Below are 18,010 nucleotides of genomic sequence, written 5' to 3'. Positions count from 1 at the left end.
TTATTGCCTGAAAATCAGCAAATTGCCTGAATATTGACCTTTTATTCTCTCTTCCCTGCCATTTTCTCTGTTTTTCCTCCTCAATTTTCTCCTGATCTGTCATCGCCGCTGGCAGTGGTTGTCGTTATAATGGCCGCCCTCAAGCAAGGTGGTGGTATGAAAGCAGAATATCTACAGCGATTCGGGGGCATTGCCCGTCTTTATGGTCAGAGCGCACTGCGTTCCTTTAGCCAGGCGAAAGTCTGTGTTGTGGGGATCGGTGGCGTGGGCTCCTGGGCGGCAGAGGCGCTGGCCCGTGCTGGTATCAACCAGATCACCCTGATCGACATGGATGATATCTGCATCACCAACACCAATCGCCAGATCCACGCCATGCAGGGTACGGTCGGTCGCCTCAAGACCGAGGTGATGGCCGAGCGTATTCGCGCCATCAACCCGGATTGCGAAGTGATCGAGGTGGACGATTTCGTCACCGCTGATAACCTGGCCGAGCATATCAAGCGGGAGTTTGACTATGTGGTGGACGCCATCGACTCAGTCAAGGCCAAGGTGGCGCTGATTGCCTTCTGCAAGCGCAACAAGATCCCGGTGATCGTCGCGGGTGGTGCCGGCGGGCAGATGGACCCGACCCAAATCACAGTGGCGGATCTGGCCAAGACCATTCAGGATCCGCTCGCTGCGAAGGTGCGATCCGACCTGCGCAGGTTGCATAACTTCAGCAAGAATCCGGCGCGCAAATTCGGGGTGGAGTGTGTCTTCTCAACCGAGCAGCTGAGCTATCCGGATGGCAATGGTGGCACCTGTCAGGCCAAGGCGGCCAGCGATGGCACCATGAAGATGGATTGCGCCTCCGGCTTTGGCGCCGTGACGCCGGTGACGGCAACTTTCGGGCTGGTTGCTGCGTCCCGGGTCTTGAAGAAGATTGCCGAGCGGGGGGCCCGCGCCGAGAAAGAGGCCGGGAATGAAAACGCCGGGTCGATTAGCGAAGCCTAATCGACCGCTGAACAAGGCAGGTTAGATTGCTTGCTCCCGGATCGCCAGCACGATCGCTCTGAGCCCGTTACCTCGTGACGGGCTCAAGTGTTTCTCAAGCCCCAGTTCGGTGAAATAGCCTTCAATATCAAAAGCCTGGATCGCTGCTGCGGATTGGTGGTTGAGCGCCGCCAGCACGATGACGATAAGGCCCCGCACGATGCGGGCATCGGAATCACAGGCAAAATGCCAGCAGCCATCCTCACTTTGCTCTCCCTTCAGCCAGGCCAGGCTTTCACACCCCTTGAGGCGGAATGCCTCCTGCTGCCATTCGCCGGGTAGCGCGGGCAACAGCTTGCCGAGCTGGATGATGAGCCGGTACTGATTCTCCCAGCCGTGAGCGGCGGCAAACTGCTGGCGGATGGTGTCGGCGTTGGGCTCAAGGCCAATCTGGGTATAGCTTGCGAGGTCACTCATTCGGTTGTCTGCCTTAGAAGAAGTCACTGAGTTTGTACAGGGCGGCCAGCAGGGCGTCGACATCGTCCCGATTGTTGTAGCAGGCCAGCGAGGCGCGCATCGTGCCGCCGATCCCGAGCGACTCCATCAGCGGCATGGCGCAGTGATGGCCGACTCGCAGGGCGATCCCCTGCATATCGAGCAAGGTAGCGGCATCTTGCGGGTGGATATCATCCAGCAAGAAAGAGACCGCACCGGCGCGCTGGTCGGGTTCGCCGATCAGACGCAGCCCCGGCACCTGTTGCAGACCTGCGACCAGATAGTCGGTCAGTGCCTGTTCATGGTTGGCGAGCCATTGCCGGTCTTGCTCCATCACAAAGTCGATGGCGGCGGCGAGGCCAATAGCGCCAGCGATATGGGGGGTGCCCGCCTCGAATTTGAAGGGCAGGGTATTGAAGGTGGTGCCGCTGAAACAGACCCGATCGATCATCTCGCCACCGGCTTGCCAGGGCGGCATCCGCTCCAATAGCTCGGTGTGGCCCCACAACACACCGATGCCGGTCGGGCCATAGAGCTTGTGGCCGGAGAAGGCGTAGAAGTCGCAGCCGATGGCTTGTACATCCACCTCGAGATGGGCCACCGCCTGGGCACCATCGATCAGCGTCACGGCGCCGACTGCCTTGGCCGCTGCCACCATCTCTTTGACTGGATTGACGGTACCGAGGGCATTGGAGACGTGGGCCACGCTCACCAGTCGGGTGCGTGGCCCCAGCATAGTGTGATAGGCGGCCAGATCGAGATCGCCTCGCTCATCGAGCGGGATGACCCGAATCACCGCGCCGGTGCGCTGGGCGACCAGCTGCCACGGGACGATATTAGCGTGGTGCTCCAGGGTGCTGAGGATGATTTCGTCCCCCGCCTTGAGCTCGCTCATCCCCCAGCTGTGGGCCACCAGATTGATCGCCTCCGTGGTGCCGCGGGTCCAGATCACCCCTTGGCTGCGGGGCGCATTGATAAAACGGGCGACCGTTTCGCGTGCTGCTTCGAAGGCGCGGGTCGCGCGGCCACTCAGGGCGTGGGCGGCACGGTGCACGTTGGCATTGTCGGCCCGATAGTAGTGAGCGATGGCATCCAGCACCGCTTGCGGCTTCTGGGTGGTGGCGGCGTTGTCCAGATAGACCAGAGGGTGGCCGTTTACCTCCTGCGCCAAGGCCGGAAACTGGCTACGCAGTCGGTCATGCTGTTGCTGATTCATGCTCCCCTCATCATCTGGAAAAAGTCATCATCTCGAAAGGTCGGCCATGATCCAGAAAATAGCGCCTGAACACAAGGCGCGATAAGCCGGAATGGCGGTTGCCTGCCGTGCAGCAGGTACGGCTCATCGGGTGATTTCTGGTACAATGCCGCCCCTCATCATAAGCCAAGAGATCCGGCCCATGAAGCTCAACCCCAATCAGAACGAAGCGGTCAAGTATGTATCCGGCCCTTGCCTGGTGCTGGCGGGTGCCGGATCGGGCAAGACCCGCGTCATCACCAACAAGATTGCCTATCTGGTGCAGCAGTGTGGTTACAACGCGCGCAACATCGCCGCAGTTACCTTCACCAACAAGGCGGCACGGGAGATGAAGGAGCGTGTTGGCCAGACCCTGGGTCGCAAGGAGGCGCGGGGGCTGATGGTCTCCACCTTCCATACCCTCGGTCTCGATATCATTCGCCGTGAACACAAGAGCCTGAATCTCAAGGCGAACTTCTCCCTGTTCGACGACACCGACCAGCTGGCGCTGCTCAAGGAGCTCACCGAAGACGAGCTCGATAACGACAAGGACAAGCTCTCGGCCCTTATCAGCCAGATCTCCAACTGGAAGAACGACCTGATCCTGCCAGCCCGCGCCATGCGTATCGCCCGCGGGCCGGAAGAGGTGCTGATGGCCCAGCTCTACGAGCGCTATCACCGCCAGATGGTGGCCTATAACGCGCTGGATTTTGACGACCTCATCGTGATGCCGACCCTGCTGCTCAAGAGCAATCAGGAGGTGCGCGAGCGCTGGCAGAACAAGATCCGCTACCTGCTGGTCGATGAGTATCAGGACACCAACACCAGCCAGTACGAGCTGGTGAAGCAGATCGTCGGCGAGCGGGCCCGTTTTACCGTGGTGGGGGATGATGACCAGTCCATCTACTCCTGGCGCGGTGCCAAGCCGCAGAATCTGGTGCTGCTGAACGAAGATTTCCCCAGCCTCAAGCTGATCAAGCTGGAGCAGAACTACCGCTCCAAGCGGCGTATCCTCAAGTGCGCCAACATCCTGATCGCCAACAACCCGCACGTCTATGACAAGGCGCTCTTCTCCGAACTGGATGAGGGGGTGAAGCTCAAGGTGCTGTTCGCCAAGAACGAGGAGCACGAAGCGGAGCGCATCGCCGCCGAGATGATGGGCCACAAGTTTATGAACCGCACCCGGTTCAAGGATTACGCCATCCTCTATCGGGGCAACCATCAATCGCGCATCTTCGAGAAGGCGCTGATGACCAACCGGATTCCTTACCGTATCTCCGGCGGCACCTCATTTTTCTCCCGCACCGAGATCAAGGACATCATGGCCTACCTCAAGCTGCTGGTGAATCCGGATGAGGACACCGCCTTCCTGCGGGTGGTCAACTTGCCGCGCCGCGAGATTGGCCCCACCACGCTGGAGAAGCTGGGCCAATACGCCAACCAGCGCGGCAAGAGCCTGTTTGCCGCCAGCTTCGAGCTGGGGCTGGAACAGCACCTCTCTGGTCGTGGCCTCGTGGCCCTGCAGGCATTCACCAACTGGCTGGTTCGCCTTGGCGATCAGGCGCTGCGTGGCAATCCGGTGGAGGCGGTGCGGGACATGATCAAGGAGATCCACTACGAAGAGTGGCTCTACGAGACCTCTCCCAGCCCGAAAGCGGCCGAAATGCGGATGCAGAACGTCTCCACCCTCTATCGCTGGATCACAGAGATGCTGGAAGGGGATGAGCTGGAGGAGTCGATGACGCTGGCTCAGGTGGTCACTCGCTTAACCCTGCGCGACATGATGGAGCGTAACGAGGGGGAAGACGATGCGGATCAGGTGCAGTTGATGACCCTGCATGCCTCCAAGGGGTTGGAGTTCCCCTATGTCTACATGGTGGGGATGGAGGAGGGCTTGCTGCCCCACCAGACCAGCATCGATGAAGACAATGTGGAGGAGGAGCGGCGCCTTGCCTACGTGGGTATCACCCGTGCCCAGACCGAGCTGACCTTTACCCTCTGCAAGGAGCGACGTCAGTTTGGCGAGTCGGTGCGGCCAGAGCCGAGCCGCTTCCTGCTGGAGTTGCCGCAGGATGACCTTGAATGGGAAAACCAGAGGAAGGTGACCGCCGAGGAGCGCCAGCAGAAGGGGCAGGTCGGTGTTGCCAACCTGCGGGCGCTGTTCAAGAAGGATTAACGCTACGGGTTGGCCGGGGTAAGCAGCGGCACTATGTCTGTGCCCGGCATCGGGGGAGAGATATAGCGCCCTTGCCCCATTTGACAGCCGATATCGATCAGCTTCTGCAACTGCTGCTGGTTCTCGATCCCCTCGACCACCAGGGTGTAATCGAGATCCTGACAGATATCCCGCATGGCGCGGATCAGCGCCAAATCTTTGGGCGATTGCAGCATCCGCTGGGTAAAGCTGTCGTCCACCTTGATGTAATCCACCGGGAAGTGGAACAGGGCGTTGAGGGAGGAGAAGCCGGTGCCGAAATCATCGAGGCTGATCTGGATGCCCTTGGCCCTCAGGTCATGCAGGGATGCCAGCGCATCGGAATCTTGCCGCGACAGCTCCCGTTCGTTGAATTCAAAAATCAGATAGCTGGGGGCGACCCCCTCCTCCTCGATGATCCCCATCAGCCGCATGATGTGTTCATGGTTGACCAGATGCTTGCCCGAGAGATTGATGGCGATTTTGAACTTGCTCTGCCCGGAGATCGGCAGCCAGTTTTTCAGCTGCTGGCAGGTGTGGCGCAGGATCTGGTAATCCAGCTCCAGAATGAGACCGCACTGCTCTGCCAACGGAATAAAGTCGAACGCATCCTTAAGAATGCCCTCTTCGGTCAGCCAGCGGGCCATCACCTCCAGCCCGGTCAGACGGCTATCCTGTAGCCGGATCACTGGCTGAAAATAGGGGACGATCCGTCCTTCCCTAAGGGCTCTGGCCAGCATCTCTTCCGGCGAGTTCCAGTTCTGGTTGATGCAATCTTCCGAGTAGCTGACGATGCGGCTGCGCCCATTGCGCTTGGCCTGATACATGGCCAGATCGGCCTGATGGAGCAGCTGGCTGATATCGGTGGTCTGCGCCGAGACGCTCGATACCCCCAGGCTGACGGTGATGCTCAGCTCGTTGCCCAGCAACCGGAATGGGTAGGAGAGGCGGCTGATGATGCGGTTGAGTACCGGGCTGATGTCATCATCTGTTTTGCTGTTGTCCAGATAGATAACGAATTCGTCCCCCCCCAGTCTGGCTACCAGATCGTTTTGCCGGATGCAGGTCTGCAGGCGGCGGCTCACCTCTTTGAGCAGCTGATCCCCGGCGCTGTGGCCCAGGGTGTCATTGATCTGCTTGAAGTGATCCACGTCGATGAAAATCACCGCAAATCCCGGTGATTTGTAGCGGTTGTAGTGGGTCATGGCGTGGTTGAGGTGGTTCATCAACAGCGCGCGGTTGGGCAACTGGGTCAGTGGGTCGTGCAGGGCGTCAAACTGCAGCCTGCGTTCCAGCTCCTGATGCTGCTTGAGCTGTTTTTGCAGTCGCAAGTTGGTCTGGCGCAGCTGTTGCAGGCGCTGATTGATCGAATCTTCGGTGTTGATATCGCTGAGTTGCTGGCGGATCCGTTTTAGTTCAAGCAGCAGGGTGAGCTGACCGCGCAGGAAGTCGAGGAACAGCTTGTCGTCAGTTTCCAGCGGCAGGGCTGTGCTGATGATGAAGTGGGCGAAGTATTGTTGTTGCAGCCGCAGTGGCAGGCTGTGCCAGTGCAATCCATCTCTGTTTATCTCGATATTGCTGGTGCTATGACACAGCCCGCTGATGAACTCATGGCTCTGATGGGGCTGTGCGGGGTAGATAGTTTCCAGCTTCTGGCTGCTGAGGCGCACCAGCAGCATATCCTTGATGGCCAGCATCTGACGCAACACAGCTTCAAGCTGGGAAAAGAGCGCCTGACTGGGCAGTGTGCTTGCCAGCCGCATGATGCGGCTGATGCTCTCTATCTTTTTCTTCCAGTTCGGGTCTTTGCGGATCAGGGGAGAGGGGAGCTCGGTAAGATGGGAGCCCGCCTGGGTTTCTGTCAGTCGTTTGGCCAGACACTCCAGCAGCAGGCGCAGGGTCGGCAGATCGGTCGGAGCACAGCGAGCCATCAACCATTGCACCTGGCCATGTTCGATGGGGAAGACACACCATCCCTCGGTCTCATCAAGCTGGGTGAGTTGTTCCGTGATGCGGGATTGCTCCCGGCCCAGCTGTTGTTTGAAGGAGTCACTGACCTTGTAGGCGTAGAGCCAGTTCAACCCGGTATCAGAGAGGCCCAGCATGCCGAAATGTTGCAGTGGGCATAGCTGATCAATCTGCTGGATCAGCACGTCATAATCTTCAGGCGTGGCTGTTTGTGGCGCCGGGAAGTCCATAATGGCAGAGACCAACGCCAGCAAAGGAGTTGAGTAGTGGGGTTCGATGGATTGGGCCGACATGAGCAACTCCCGAGATGTCTACCTTACAAGAGTAGTCGGAAGCCGATAGATTGAAAGGGCCGCAATTGCGGCCCTTTCAAATACTTACAGCTTATCGATCATGTAGTGGATGGCGTTTTCAATCTCTTCATCACTACAGGTCGCACAAGTGCCGCGCGGAGGCATCATGCCGGACTTGCCGGTAAAGCCTTCGATGGCATGTTTTTTGAGGGTTGCAATGCCCTGGGCGATACGAGGTTCCCAGGCGGCCTTGTCACCCCGTTTGGGGGCTCCGGCTGCACCGGTGTCATGACAGGCAAAGCAGGCGCCCTTGAACACCGCCTCACCATCGCGGGGGCCGGAAGAGGCAGCAGCAGCTGGCGCAGCGCCCGCACCGACAATACCTTCCAGATCCTTGGCGGTATAGACCTGACCGATTGGTTTGATCCGCTCGGCAATGGCTTCCGGTGACATATCATCGGCAGCAAGCACTGCCCCAGACAAGCTGGCGGCCGTCATCCCGACAGCCAGCAAATAGCTCAGTTTTTTCAACACGCTCATATACTCCCAGCAGTCTTTTATTATCCCTGTAAACGACGGGATTATAACCGAATAGTTACAGCCATTTAAACGCTTGTGTGTGAAGTGTTAAACACTCTGCGTACAAAGTTTTGGGCGATATCACGGCAATTCGGGCGGTGGAGATAAAAAGAAACCCGGCATTCGCCGGGTTTCGGGTAACCAAGGGGTGAAATGGTTTATTTGTCCCAGCTCAGGATCACCTTGCCGGAGTGGCCGGAGCGCATCGCATCGAACCCTTGCTGGAATTCGTCGATGTGGAATCTGTGGGTAATGATGGGGGAGAGATCCAGTCCTGACTGGATCAGGCTGGCCATTTTGTACCAGGTCTCGAACATCTCGCGGCCATAGATCCCTTTGATAAACAGTCCCTTGAAGATCACCTTGTTCCAGTCGATGGCCATAGTCGAGGGGGGGATGCCGAGCATGGCGATCTTGCCGCCGTGGTTCATCTTGTCGAGCATCTCCTGGAAGGCGCTCGGGACGCCGGACATCTCCAGCCCCACGTCGAACCCTTCGGTCATGCCCAGCTCGCTCATCACGTCGGCGAGCTTCTCTTTGCTGACGTTGACTGCGCGGGTGGCGCCCATCTTGCGGGCCAGCTCCAGTCGGTATTCATTGACGTCGGTGATCACCACGTGGCGCGCACCCACATGGCGGCAGACTGCGGCAGCCATGATGCCGATAGGGCCAGCACCTGTGATGAGCACATCCTCGCCCACCAGATCGAAGGAGAGGGCGGTGTGCACCGCATTGCCGAACGGGTCGAAGATGGCAGCCAGCTCGTCCGGGATGTTGTCCGGCAGCTTGAAGGCGTTGAACGCGGGGATCACCAGATATTCGGCAAAGGCACCCGGACGGTTGACGCCAACACCAATGGTGTTGCGGCAGAGGTGGGTGCGCCCGGCGCGGCAGTTGCGGCAGTGACCGCAGGTGATGTGCCCTTCGCCGGAGACCCGATCGCCGATGGCGAAGCCGCGCACCTCCTGACCGATGGCGACCACTTCGCCGACATATTCGTGGCCGACCACCATGGGCACCGGAATGGTCTTTTGTGACCACTCGTCCCAGTTGTAGATATGGATATCGGTGCCGCAGATGGCGGTTTTGCGGATCTTGATCAGCAGGTCGTTGTGGCCGAGCTCGGGGGCCGGTACATCCGTCATCCAGATACCGACCTCTTTGTGCAGCTTGGAGAGTGCTTTCATGGCTGTTCCTTCAATATGAATGCAGAAGAAAGGGGCTCCGGGCCCCTTGATTCAAATCAGATAACGCCGAGTTCACGGCCGATGCGGATGAAGGCGTCGATCGCCTTGTCCAGCTGCTCGCGGGTGTGGGCAGCAGACATCTGGGTGCGAATGCGCGCCTGACCCTTGGGCACCACCGGGAAGGAGAAACCCACCACATAGATGCCGGCAGCCAGCATGCGGCTCGCCATTTCGGAGGCCAGTTTGGCATCCCCCAGCATCACCGGAATGATGGCGTGGTCGGCACCCGCCAGAGTGAAGCCGGCGGCACTCATCCGCTCGCGGAAGTAACGGCTGTTCTCTTTCAGGCGGGCGCGCAGGTCGTGTCCTTCGGCCAGCATGTCGATCACCTTGATGGTGGCAGAGACTATGGAGGGGGCCAGCGAGTTGGAGAAGAGGTAGGGGCGGGAGCGCTGACGCAGCCAGTCGATCACCTCTTTCTTGCCGGAGGTATAGCCGCCAGACGCGCCGCCGAGCGCCTTGCCCAGGGTGCCGGTGATGATGTCGACCCGATCCAGCACGCCGCAATATTCGTGGGTGCCCCGACCGTTTTCACCGATAAAGCCGACGGCGTGGGAGTCATCCACCATCACCAGCGCATCGTATTTATCCGCCAGGTCACAGATGGATTTGAGGTCGGCGATGACGCCATCCATGGAGAAGACACCGTCGGTGGCGATCAGCTTGAAGCGGGCGCCATCGGCATCTGCCTGTTTCAGCTGGGCTTCCAGTTCGGCCATGTCGTTGTTGGCGTAGCGATAGCGCTTGGCCTTGCACAGCCGCACGCCATCGATGATGGAGGCGTGGTTGAGGGCATCGGAGATGATGGCATCTTCGGCGCCGAACAGGGTCTCGAACAGACCGCCATTGGCATCGAAGCAGGAGGAGTAGAGGATGGTGTCCTCGGTGCCGAGGAAGGCGGACATCTTCTGCTCCAGCTCTTTATGCTGGTCCTGGGTGCCGCAGATGAAGCGCACCGAGGCCATGCCGAAGCCGTGGCTGTCGAGCCCCTGATGGGCGGCGGCGATCAGTTCCGGGTGGTTGGCCAGCCCCAGATAGTTGTTGGCACAGAAGTTCAGTACCTGCTCACCGCCGACGGCGATGCTGGCCTGCTGGGCGGAGGTGATGATGCGCTCCTGCTTGTACAACCCTTCAGCTTGCACCTGGTTCAGTTGCTCGGTCAGGTGACGATAGAATCCGTTAGACATCCTCGATCCTTATTGGCTATTTCAGCTGCGTATCAACAGAGGGCAACATTTTACTGCAATCTGTTGCGGTAAAATCAAATGATTGTGCTGATATTCAACAAATGTGAAACAGATCTCACCCTGCTGGTTGGGCCAGCTGGCGGTAGTGTTGCTCCAGCTGGCGGATCTGCCCGGCCACCTGGGGTTGCACATAGGGGCGCAGCAGGAACAGCACCTTTAACACCCCCTGATAGAGCAGTGGCTTGGTGATGCGGGTGTTGGGGGCTTGGGCAATCTGGAACGGGATCCAGCAGGTCACCACCATCTTGATGGTCTGGCCCAGATCCGGCAGGTCTTCATCGCTGACATCGATGATGCCCCCTTCGCGCAGGCTTCTGAGCAGCGCCACCACGGAAGAACGCATCTGCTCCTGGGCCTTGAGGTACTTCTGTTGCAGCGGCTCGTCGCGGCTCAGGATGTCCGGCAGATTGGCGTAGAAGAAGCGGAACTGCCACATCAGATAGAAGATGGCATCCAGATAGCCCATCAGATCTTGCAGGGTGATCTCGCGGTTGCGAGCGGGTACGAAGCTCTCGCTCAGGTGGCGGGCATACTGGTCGAAGATGGAGTGGATGATGTCTTCTTTATTGCGGAAGTGGTAATAGAGGTTGCCCGGGCTGATGCCCATGTGTGCCGCAATATGGTTGGTGGTGATGTTGCGTTCACCCTGATCGTTGAACAGCTCGGTTGCGCTGTGGATGATCCTGTCTCTGGTTTTCATCACTCATTCCTCCAACAGGTTCCGCTCGGGGCAGTTTTGAACAAGGTCGAATCCCCGGACGGCCCGTGATAAACTTTTCGGCAATTTCAAATTGGCTCACTATACACAGCTTTAACAAGCAGTCACATGTAGCCATCAACGTACGAGAGGCAAACTCCATGATCGTAGTAACTGGCGGTGCTGGCTTTATCGGCAGCAATCTGGTCAAGCAGCTGAACGCTCAAGGACGGACCGATATCGTGGTCATTGATGACCTGACCGACGGCACCAAGTTCGTCAACCTGGTCGATCTGACCATCGCTGACTACATGGACAAAGACGAGTTCCAGGCGCGCATCGTCTCCGGCGACGAGTTTGAAGAGTGGGACAACGGCATCGAGGTGATCTTCCATGAAGGCGCCTGCTCTGCGACCACCGAGTGGAACGGCAAGTTCATCATGGAGGTCAACTACGAGTACTCCAAGGATCTGTTCCACTACTGCATCGAGCGTGAAATTCCGTTCATTTACGCCTCCTCTGCCGCGACCTACGGTGGCCGCAACGACAACTTCATCGAAGATCCCAAGTTTGAACAGCCGCTCAACGTCTACGGCTACTCCAAGCAGCTGTTTGACCAGTACGTGCGCCGCTGGATCCCCGAGATCAACTCTCAGGTCGTTGGCCTCAAGTACTTCAACGTCTACGGTCCGCGTGAGCAGCACAAAGGTTCCATGGCTTCCGTCGCCTTCCACCTCAATACCCAGGTGAAGAAGGGCGAGAATCCCAAGCTGTTCGAAGGTTGCGATGGCTTCCCGAACGGTGGTCAGATGCGTGACTTCATCTATATTGACGACGTCTGCAAGGTAAACCTCTGGTTCTGGCAGAACCCGCAGCACTCCGGCATCTTCAACTGCGGTACCGGCCGTGCCGAGCCGTTCCAGAATGTGGCCGAAGCGGTGATTAAGCATCATCAGAAGGGTGCCATCGAGTACATCCCCTTCCCGGATCACCTCAAGGGTCGTTACCAGAGCTTCACCCAGGCTGACATGACCAAGCTGCGCAGCGTGGGTTATGACGCCGAGTTCAAAACCGTGGCCGAAGGGGTTGCGGATTACATGGCCTGGCTCAACCGCTAACGGGTGAGCATAACGCGGCAGTTTGAGCGCAAAACCGGAAGTGGGCACTCGCCTGCTTCCGGTTTCTGGCATCTATGGCTGTTTGCTGTTTCTCTCTTTTCTACCGGGTAACCGCGCGATGAATGTATTGATGGCACTCTCCCAGCTCGAGGTAACGGGAGCTGAGGTCTATGCCACCACGGTCGGTAACGAACTGACCCGGCGTGGTCACAACGTCTTTTATGTGTCAGATACCCTGACCAAACCGACCCTTGGTCCTGTCTTCACGCTGAGATTCAACAAGCGCAGCATCCTGCGCCGCTTCTGGCACGTCTTTTACCTCATCTATCTCATCAAGAAGCACCATATCCAGTTGGTGCATGCTCACTCCCGCGCCTCCGGCTGGAGCAGCTATGTCGCCTGCAAACTGACCGGAACTCCGATGATCACCACGGTCCATGGCCGCCAGCCGGTACACGCCTCGCGCAAGGCTTTCCATGCACTCGGCTATCGGGCGGTTGCCGTTTGTGAGGATATTGCCCATCAGATTGTCGACAGTCTGGGGGTCGACCCTGCGATCGTGCAGGTGCTGCGCAACGGTATCGAAACCGACAAATTCCAGCCTGTGCCTGCGCCGGACAACCCCAAGCCGGTAATCGCCATCATCGGTCGCCTGAGTGGCCCCAAAGGGGAGCTCTGTTACCGCCTGCTCGACGAAGTGCTTGATCTTGATACTTGTCGGGTGCGGATTGTCAGCGGTACCAAGGTGCCGGAGCGCTTTGCCCGTTTCGAAGGCCGTGCCGAGTTTGTTGGTTATGTCGATGATGTGCCTGCTCTGCTGGCGAGTAGCGATCTGGTGATCGGCGCGGGTCGGGTGGCGATGGAAGCACTGCTCTGCGGCCGTCCCGCCTTTGCCATCGGTGAAGCCAAGGCCATCGGTCTGGTGACTGAACAGAATCTGGATGAGGCGCTGGCCAGCAACTTCGGTGACATTGGGCCCAAGGATCTGGCTATCGACTTCGCTAAACTCAAGGGCGACGTTGTCAACGCACTGGCAAGCAAAGGCGTCGCGGATACCATTCGCCAGCGCGTGTTGCAGGAGTATGACCTGCAAGGTGTGGTCTCTGGTCTCGAGTCCATCTATCAGGATGCGGTGGTGGAAACTCTGCGCCGTGAAATGCCGGTCATCATGTACCACCGCTTTATCGAGCAGGATAGCGAGAAAGGGGTGCACGGCACCTGGATGCCGATCGCCATGTTCGAGAAGCATCTGCGCCTGATGAAGTGGCTCGGCTACGAAACCCTGACGTTCCGTGATCTGGCTGACAAAGGCTTTATCCACCGTCTGCAATATGGCAAGAAGTACCTGATGATCACCGCCGATGACGGTTATCAGGACAACCTGACCCGCATGCTGCCGCTGCTGGAAAAATATGGTTACAAAGCAGTGGTATACGTGGTCACCGGTGAAGGCTATAACCGTTGGGATGTGGAACATCCGACCAATCCGGATACCAAAGTTTCGCTAATGAGTGGTGACCAGGTCAAAGCGCTGGCCGCCAGCGGTCATGTGGAGATCGGTGGTCATACCCTGACCCATCCCCGCTTGAGTCAGCTCTCACCCGAGCAACAAGCCCATGAAATTCAGGAGAATAAACGCCAACTGGAGGCCCTGCTTGGCCATCCGTTGCTCTCGTTTGCCTACCCTTATGGAGATATGAACGACAGTGCCAAGAAGCAGGCCATCGCCGCAGGCTATCGTTTTGCCGTTGCAACCAACAGTGGCCCCAAAGCAATGCATCAGGACCCCCACCAGATTCGCCGGATTGCCATCTTCCCCCGCACTGATGTGTTCGGGCTGTGGCGTAAAATTCGTGGGAATTATGTTTTCAGGAAAGCATAACAACATATGATAGCCGCAAGATACAGCCATCGAATTGGAATTGCTCTGTATTCGGTCACTCTATTTTTTACGCTGTGTGGACTATTTATTGTCCCCTCTGGTCAACATTACCTCTCAAATTTACTTGTTTTATCATCATTTGTTGGTGTTTTTAATTTTTTTGTTGGTAGGGGCGATAGTTGTGGTTTGACAGAAAAAAAACTATACATGTGTGTGTTGACTTATATCGTGGCAATCAGTATCAGCCGATTAGTGCACGATGATGACAGTTGGATTATTCGAAACTCGTTATATGTGTTAGTTTTTTTTCTTGTAATGCCAAGGGAACGTGTGCTGGTTGAGGCATTTAAGCTTGGTGCATTTTGTGGCGGAATTGCTATAGGTTTTCTCTCAATTTGGCAGTTCCATAGTGGAATGCTTAGGGTTGAAGGATTCACCAATGCCATACTGTTTGCTCAGGGTGCACTGATACTTGCAATATTAAACGTTTTTTTTGCTCAAGAGTCATCAAGAAATTTGACTAAATATGGTTATTTTATTAGTTCCATTTTTGCTATATCGGCTATATATCTATCTCAAAGTCGTGGTGTATGGCTAGCCCTAACAGTTGTAGTTATTTATTTTATTTTTATAAAGGCGATAAAAAATCCAGTAAAATACTTTATCTGGCTTTTAATACTCTCTTGTTTGTTAGCCGTTGTTTATTACGAAAGTGATATATTAAGGGTTCGTATTCACGAGAGTATCTCTGAAGTCAACATGATGGAGAGTAATAATTACACCTCATCGTGGGGGTTAAGATTAATGGCATGGCGTAGTGCATGGGCTGGATTTGTAGAATATCCATTGTTAGGTGTGGGGCTGGATGGATTTAAAACCATCCAACAGCAGCAGTTACTGGATGGTATTGTGGATAGCTATTATGTCAATTACGGCATGTACCATGCACATAATCAATTTATGCAAAATATGGTTGTGCGTGGTGTGCTGGGATTGATTGCTGCGTTTGCTATTTTAGTTTACCCCATGGTGTTTTTCTGGCAGAAGTCCAATTTGATGTCCGTCGGGTTTATCGTCACATTGGGTATATTTATCTGTGCACTGACAGACGTCCCGATAGAACATCAAAATTCACTTTACATTTATCTTATTTCATTGTTTTTTATTTGTTTTATTAATGAAAATAAAGCTATTGAAATGGTTTCCTCATGACTAAACGCATTCTGTTTTTTATTCACTCACTGGGTATGGGGGGGGCAGAGAAAGTACTCCTTGCCTATGTAAAAGGTTTGACGTCTAGTGGGGATTATCATATTACAATTGCTACCAATGAGGATAGCAGTAAATATGTTCTTGCCCAGGATGCTGCTACCTTTGCAACGATAGTTAATCTTGATTTGAAGAAAGGGGGCTCGTTTGCAACGAAGTTATTTTCTTCATTTAGAAGACGGCAAGTAATTAATGGGCTGATTGAAGATAGTGACGTAGTTGTTGATTTCCTAGATGGTGACTTTTTCAAGTGCCTGAATCGATGTAACAAACCTAAAATTATGTGGCTGCACTCAAGCTTTTATAACCTTGAGGGCCGTAAGCGGCATATGCGAAAGCGGTGTGAAAATTATGATAGGATTATCCTTATTTGCCAAGATATGCTGGCAGAGCTTCAGCACGAACAGGTAGGGTGGTTGGAAAAGGTTCGCGTTTTATATAACCCTTTCAATTTTGCACATATTTCTAGTCAGGCTGAGAAATATAAAGAGTGCTATTCGGTAGAAAAAAAATTGCTGCAGGAAGAATATATTTTGAGCGTATCTCGCTTGGATGAACAGACCAAGGATATTGAGGGGTTGCTCCAAGCTTATGCCAAAGCATTGTATAAGGGGGTAAATAAAAAACTTGTTATCATCGGTGATGGCCCAGATAGGAGCTATCTGGAATCGGTAGCTGCAAACCTGCATTTGCATGATAGAGTCCATTTTATCGGCCTTAAAGCAAATCCTTACGTATGGATGAAGCATGCTGATACCTTCGTGCTGAGTTCCCGAGGGGAGGGGTTTGGATTGGTATTGGTTGAGGCATTATTGCTATGTGGGCGGGTTATTTCTACTGATTGCCCTGTTGGCCCCAGTGAGGTCCTTGAGCGTGGGCGGTTAGGTGCTTTGGTGCCTATGGGTGATGTTCCTGCATTGACTGATGCTCTGCTCAATCCTCCCCCGAAATTATCAAATATTGATCTTGCTAAATATTCAGACGAGAGTGTCTTGAGAGAATTTGATAATATGTTGCGAGAGCTTTTATAAACAATATTATCCCCCTTGCTCGATGCATGAGGGGGTTTGGATGGTAGATAACATGATCCCAGTTTTTGTCATCAGTCTTTCCCGCAGTGCCGAACGTCGAGAGATGGCACACAAGCAGATGAAGCATCTAGGCATTGAGTTCAGCTTTTTTGATGCCATTGATGGCCGTAATTTGACGGAAGGAGATGTCGGACTGGTTGATATGGTTGAAGCCAAGGCCTTTTCCGGACATGAACTGAGCCCTGGCGAGATCGGCTGTGCACTTAGCCATATCAAGCTTTACGAGATGATGGTTGCAAAGGGAATCGAGCGTTGTGTCATTCTGGAAGATGATGCTTACTTGCACATGCACTTCAAGAAAATCGTTGAAAAGATAGCCTCCTGCAATCATTCCGACATTGTCTTCCTGCACCATGGCAAGGCTAAAAAGTGGCCTCTTCTGCGAGCTTTGCCAGAGGGTTACAGACTTGCCAAATACAGGACGCCCAGTAAAGGTTCCAAGCGTGCGGTGTTGTCTGCTGCCGGTTACATATTGACACTGGAAGGGGCCAACAAGTTATTGGCCAAGGCCTATCCGGTGCGGATGCCGGCGGACTACCTGACTGGCCTCTTGCAGCTGACGGGCGCGAGTGCATCTGGTGTTGAACCTTGCTGCCTTGATGTCGATCTGTTCACCACCACGATTGACGATCGTGCCTATGGTCACTATCTCGAGCAGAGCGGTGACGACAAGACGCCGATACAGGGCGAATAGAGCATGAATCTACAGAAATTTGCCAAGTCCCGGTTTGCTCGCCACCTGCTTTGTGCCCAGCCTGCGGCGAAGAAGATTGAAGAGCCAGTCAGCTCTCTGCTCGTTATCTGTTTCGATGCCATCGGCGATTTTGTGCTGTCACTGCCAGCACTGGATGCCCTGAAACGGCGTTATCCAGAAGCCGCCGTTGAGCTGCTGTGCAGCCCGCGCAATGCAACCTTGGCTCGTACCGTGGACGGAGTGGTGGCCTGCCATCCCGTTACGCTGAACGATCGTCTGTGGGATGCAGACGGTTGGCGTCAGTTGCGAGCATTGAAGGCACGACAGTTTGATCTGGTGATCAATCTCTTCGATGAGCCGGACGAACTGGCGATGGCCAAGATGTTGTTTGTTGCCAATGGTCGTCTGGTCTCTTTGCCGCTGCGACGCAAAAGCGACAATCAGCAGAGATTGCTGCCCGATTTCCGGCTGAGAGCTCGTGAAGTGGCGGCCGCTTGCGAACCTCACTTCGTCAACAGGATGCTGGCTATTGCTGAGGGTGAAACCTCAGCAACCAATATTCCCTGCCCTTGCAATCCCGCTTATGAGACCCGCAGTTTTGGGCGTTATGTGATCGTCAATCTGGCTGGCAGCCAGCGTGGCAACACCATTGGCCGTGAGCTGCAAGGTGAGTTGCTGCGGGCTCTGCCTGCTCAGGACAATCTTCGCTATCTGCTGTTTAGTCGCGAACCACTGGCTGTTGCCCGACCGGATCTCACCGCCATCTATCCGGATTCGATTCTGGATTCAGCGACGCTGATCCGCGATGCCTGCGCTGTATTATCCACCGATACCTCGATCATCCACATCGCTGCTTCCTACGAGGTTCCCACCCTGATCCTGATGAACAGCGAGCCGTGGCGCGATGCTTTTATTCCTCTTTATGGTTCCCATCAGCTGGTGAGAGCCCCGGGAGAGAGCCTCGCGACCCTGAAGGTGGCCGAAGTGAGTGCCGCCCTCAACAGCATGCTGGTATCCTGATCCCCTTTGT

15 protein-coding genes are annotated in these 18,010 nt (G+C 55.5%); 8 read left to right on the top strand and 7 right to left on the bottom strand.

Annotated elements, in window-relative coordinates:
* Positions 1 to 156: 156 nt before the first annotated feature.
* A complete protein-coding gene (gene tcdA / locus LD28_RS0114175; protein WP_033137604.1) occupies positions 157 to 993 on the top strand; it encodes a tRNA cyclic N6-threonylcarbamoyladenosine(37) synthase TcdA in 837 nt (278 codons plus the stop codon).
* Positions 994 to 1,014: 21 nt separating this feature from the next.
* Here tcdA and LD28_RS0114170 read toward each other — a convergent pair whose 3' ends face one another.
* Positions 1,015 to 1,449: a SufE family protein gene (locus tag LD28_RS0114170; protein WP_033137603.1), complete on the bottom strand. Its 435-nt coding sequence runs from the start codon at positions 1,447 to 1,449 to the stop codon at positions 1,015 to 1,017.
* A 13-nt stretch (positions 1,450 to 1,462) separates the two neighbouring features.
* Positions 1,463 to 2,683, bottom strand: a complete 1,221-nt coding sequence (locus LD28_RS0114165; protein WP_033137602.1) for a SufS family cysteine desulfurase — start codon at positions 2,681 to 2,683, stop codon at positions 1,463 to 1,465.
* A 181-nt stretch (positions 2,684 to 2,864) separates the two neighbouring features.
* Here LD28_RS0114165 and rep point away from each other — a divergent pair, with 181 nt between their 5' ends.
* Positions 2,865 to 4,877, top strand: coding sequence for a DNA helicase Rep (gene rep, locus LD28_RS0114160; protein ID WP_033137601.1), 2,013 nt, complete (start codon positions 2,865 to 2,867; stop codon positions 4,875 to 4,877).
* A gap of 2 nt (positions 4,878 to 4,879) precedes the next feature.
* Here rep and LD28_RS0114155 read toward each other — a convergent pair whose 3' ends face one another.
* From LD28_RS0114155 to LD28_RS0114135, 5 genes are all read right to left on the bottom strand, one after another.
* Positions 4,880 to 7,156 carry a putative bifunctional diguanylate cyclase/phosphodiesterase gene (locus LD28_RS0114155; protein ID WP_033137600.1) on the bottom strand — a complete coding sequence of 759 codons (2,277 nt, stop codon included), beginning with the start codon at positions 7,154 to 7,156 and terminating at the stop codon, positions 4,880 to 4,882.
* Positions 7,157 to 7,240: 84 nt separating this feature from the next.
* Positions 7,241 to 7,696, bottom strand: a complete 456-nt coding sequence (locus LD28_RS0114150) for a c-type cytochrome (RefSeq protein WP_033137599.1) — start codon at positions 7,694 to 7,696, stop codon at positions 7,241 to 7,243.
* 197 nt (positions 7,697 to 7,893) lie between these two features.
* A complete protein-coding gene (gene tdh / locus LD28_RS0114145; RefSeq protein WP_033137598.1) occupies positions 7,894 to 8,922 on the bottom strand; it encodes an L-threonine 3-dehydrogenase in 1,029 nt (342 codons plus the stop codon).
* Positions 8,923 to 8,978: 56 nt separating this feature from the next.
* Entirely contained in the window at positions 8,979 to 10,169 is a 1,191-nt protein-coding gene (locus LD28_RS0114140; RefSeq protein ID WP_033137597.1) for a glycine C-acetyltransferase, read from the bottom strand.
* 115 nt (positions 10,170 to 10,284) lie between these two features.
* Positions 10,285 to 10,929, bottom strand: a complete 645-nt coding sequence (locus tag LD28_RS0114135) for a TetR/AcrR family transcriptional regulator (RefSeq protein WP_033137596.1) — start codon at positions 10,927 to 10,929, stop codon at positions 10,285 to 10,287.
* Between the two features lie 158 nt (positions 10,930 to 11,087).
* Here LD28_RS0114135 and rfaD point away from each other — a divergent pair, with 158 nt between their 5' ends.
* The 6 genes from rfaD to LD28_RS0114105 all read left to right on the top strand — a co-directional run bounded on the left by rfaD (position 11,088) and on the right by LD28_RS0114105 (position 18,000).
* Positions 11,088 to 12,044, top strand: a complete 957-nt coding sequence (gene rfaD, locus LD28_RS0114130) for an ADP-glyceromanno-heptose 6-epimerase (RefSeq protein WP_005342488.1) — start codon at positions 11,088 to 11,090, stop codon at positions 12,042 to 12,044.
* 118 nt (positions 12,045 to 12,162) lie between these two features.
* Positions 12,163 to 13,926: a bifunctional glycosyltransferase family 4 protein/polysaccharide deacetylase gene (locus LD28_RS0114125; RefSeq protein ID WP_033137595.1), complete on the top strand. Its 1,764-nt coding sequence runs from the start codon at positions 12,163 to 12,165 to the stop codon at positions 13,924 to 13,926.
* Between the two features lie 6 nt (positions 13,927 to 13,932).
* Positions 13,933 to 15,138, top strand: a complete 1,206-nt coding sequence (locus LD28_RS0114120; protein ID WP_033137594.1) for an O-antigen ligase family protein — start codon at positions 13,933 to 13,935, stop codon at positions 15,136 to 15,138.
* The gene (locus LD28_RS0114115) at positions 15,135 to 16,226 is read left to right on the top strand and encodes a glycosyltransferase (protein WP_033137593.1); all 1,092 of its coding nucleotides are present in this window, start codon (positions 15,135 to 15,137) and stop codon (positions 16,224 to 16,226) included. Before LD28_RS0114120 ends, LD28_RS0114115 begins: the two co-directional genes overlap by 4 nt.
* A gap of 40 nt (positions 16,227 to 16,266) precedes the next feature.
* A complete protein-coding gene (locus LD28_RS0114110) occupies positions 16,267 to 16,980 on the top strand; it encodes a glycosyltransferase family 25 protein (RefSeq protein WP_241462300.1) in 714 nt (237 codons plus the stop codon).
* A gap of 3 nt (positions 16,981 to 16,983) precedes the next feature.
* The gene (locus LD28_RS0114105; protein ID WP_033137592.1) at positions 16,984 to 18,000 is read left to right on the top strand and encodes a glycosyltransferase family 9 protein; all 1,017 of its coding nucleotides are present in this window, start codon (positions 16,984 to 16,986) and stop codon (positions 17,998 to 18,000) included.
* The last annotated feature ends 10 nt before the right edge of the window (positions 18,001 to 18,010 follow it).

Origin of the sequence: Aeromonas finlandensis, assembly GCF_000764645.1 — a bacterium.
In the GTDB taxonomy this organism is placed as follows: Bacteria; Pseudomonadota; Gammaproteobacteria; order Enterobacterales; family Aeromonadaceae; genus Aeromonas; species Aeromonas finlandensis.
The sequence above is the reverse complement of the archived record's forward strand: the minus strand, read 5'-3'. Positions and strand labels throughout refer to the sequence as shown.

Bases quoted from the DNA above. Each gene is read 5' to 3' on its own strand.
- LD28_RS0114120 (WP_033137594.1), top strand. From the start codon at position 13,933: ATGATAGCCGCAAGATACAGCCATCGAATTGGAATTGCTCTGTATTCG.
- rep (WP_033137601.1), top strand. From the start codon at position 2,865: ATGAAGCTCAACCCCAATCAGAACGAAGCGGTCAAGTATGTATCCGGC.
- LD28_RS0114140 (WP_033137597.1), bottom strand. From the start codon at position 10,169: ATGTCTAACGGATTCTATCGTCACCTGACCGAGCAACTGAACCAGGTG.
- LD28_RS0114170 (WP_033137603.1), bottom strand. From the start codon at position 1,449: ATGAGTGACCTCGCAAGCTATACCCAGATTGGCCTTGAGCCCAACGCC.
- LD28_RS0114110 (WP_241462300.1), top strand. From the start codon at position 16,267: ATGGTAGATAACATGATCCCAGTTTTTGTCATCAGTCTTTCCCGCAGT.
- rfaD (WP_005342488.1), top strand. From the start codon at position 11,088: ATGATCGTAGTAACTGGCGGTGCTGGCTTTATCGGCAGCAATCTGGTC.
- LD28_RS0114125 (WP_033137595.1), top strand. From the start codon at position 12,163: ATGAATGTATTGATGGCACTCTCCCAGCTCGAGGTAACGGGAGCTGAG.
- LD28_RS0114155 (WP_033137600.1), bottom strand. From the start codon at position 7,156: ATGTCGGCCCAATCCATCGAACCCCACTACTCAACTCCTTTGCTGGCG.
- LD28_RS0114150 (WP_033137599.1), bottom strand. From the start codon at position 7,696: ATGAGCGTGTTGAAAAAACTGAGCTATTTGCTGGCTGTCGGGATGACG.
- LD28_RS0114105 (WP_033137592.1), top strand. From the start codon at position 16,984: ATGAATCTACAGAAATTTGCCAAGTCCCGGTTTGCTCGCCACCTGCTT.
- LD28_RS0114135 (WP_033137596.1), bottom strand. From the start codon at position 10,929: ATGAAAACCAGAGACAGGATCATCCACAGCGCAACCGAGCTGTTCAAC.
- LD28_RS0114115 (WP_033137593.1), top strand. From the start codon at position 15,135: ATGACTAAACGCATTCTGTTTTTTATTCACTCACTGGGTATGGGGGGG.
- tdh (WP_033137598.1), bottom strand. From the start codon at position 8,922: ATGAAAGCACTCTCCAAGCTGCACAAAGAGGTCGGTATCTGGATGACG.
- LD28_RS0114165 (WP_033137602.1), bottom strand. From the start codon at position 2,683: ATGAATCAGCAACAGCATGACCGACTGCGTAGCCAGTTTCCGGCCTTG.
- tcdA (WP_033137604.1), top strand. From the start codon at position 157: ATGAAAGCAGAATATCTACAGCGATTCGGGGGCATTGCCCGTCTTTAT.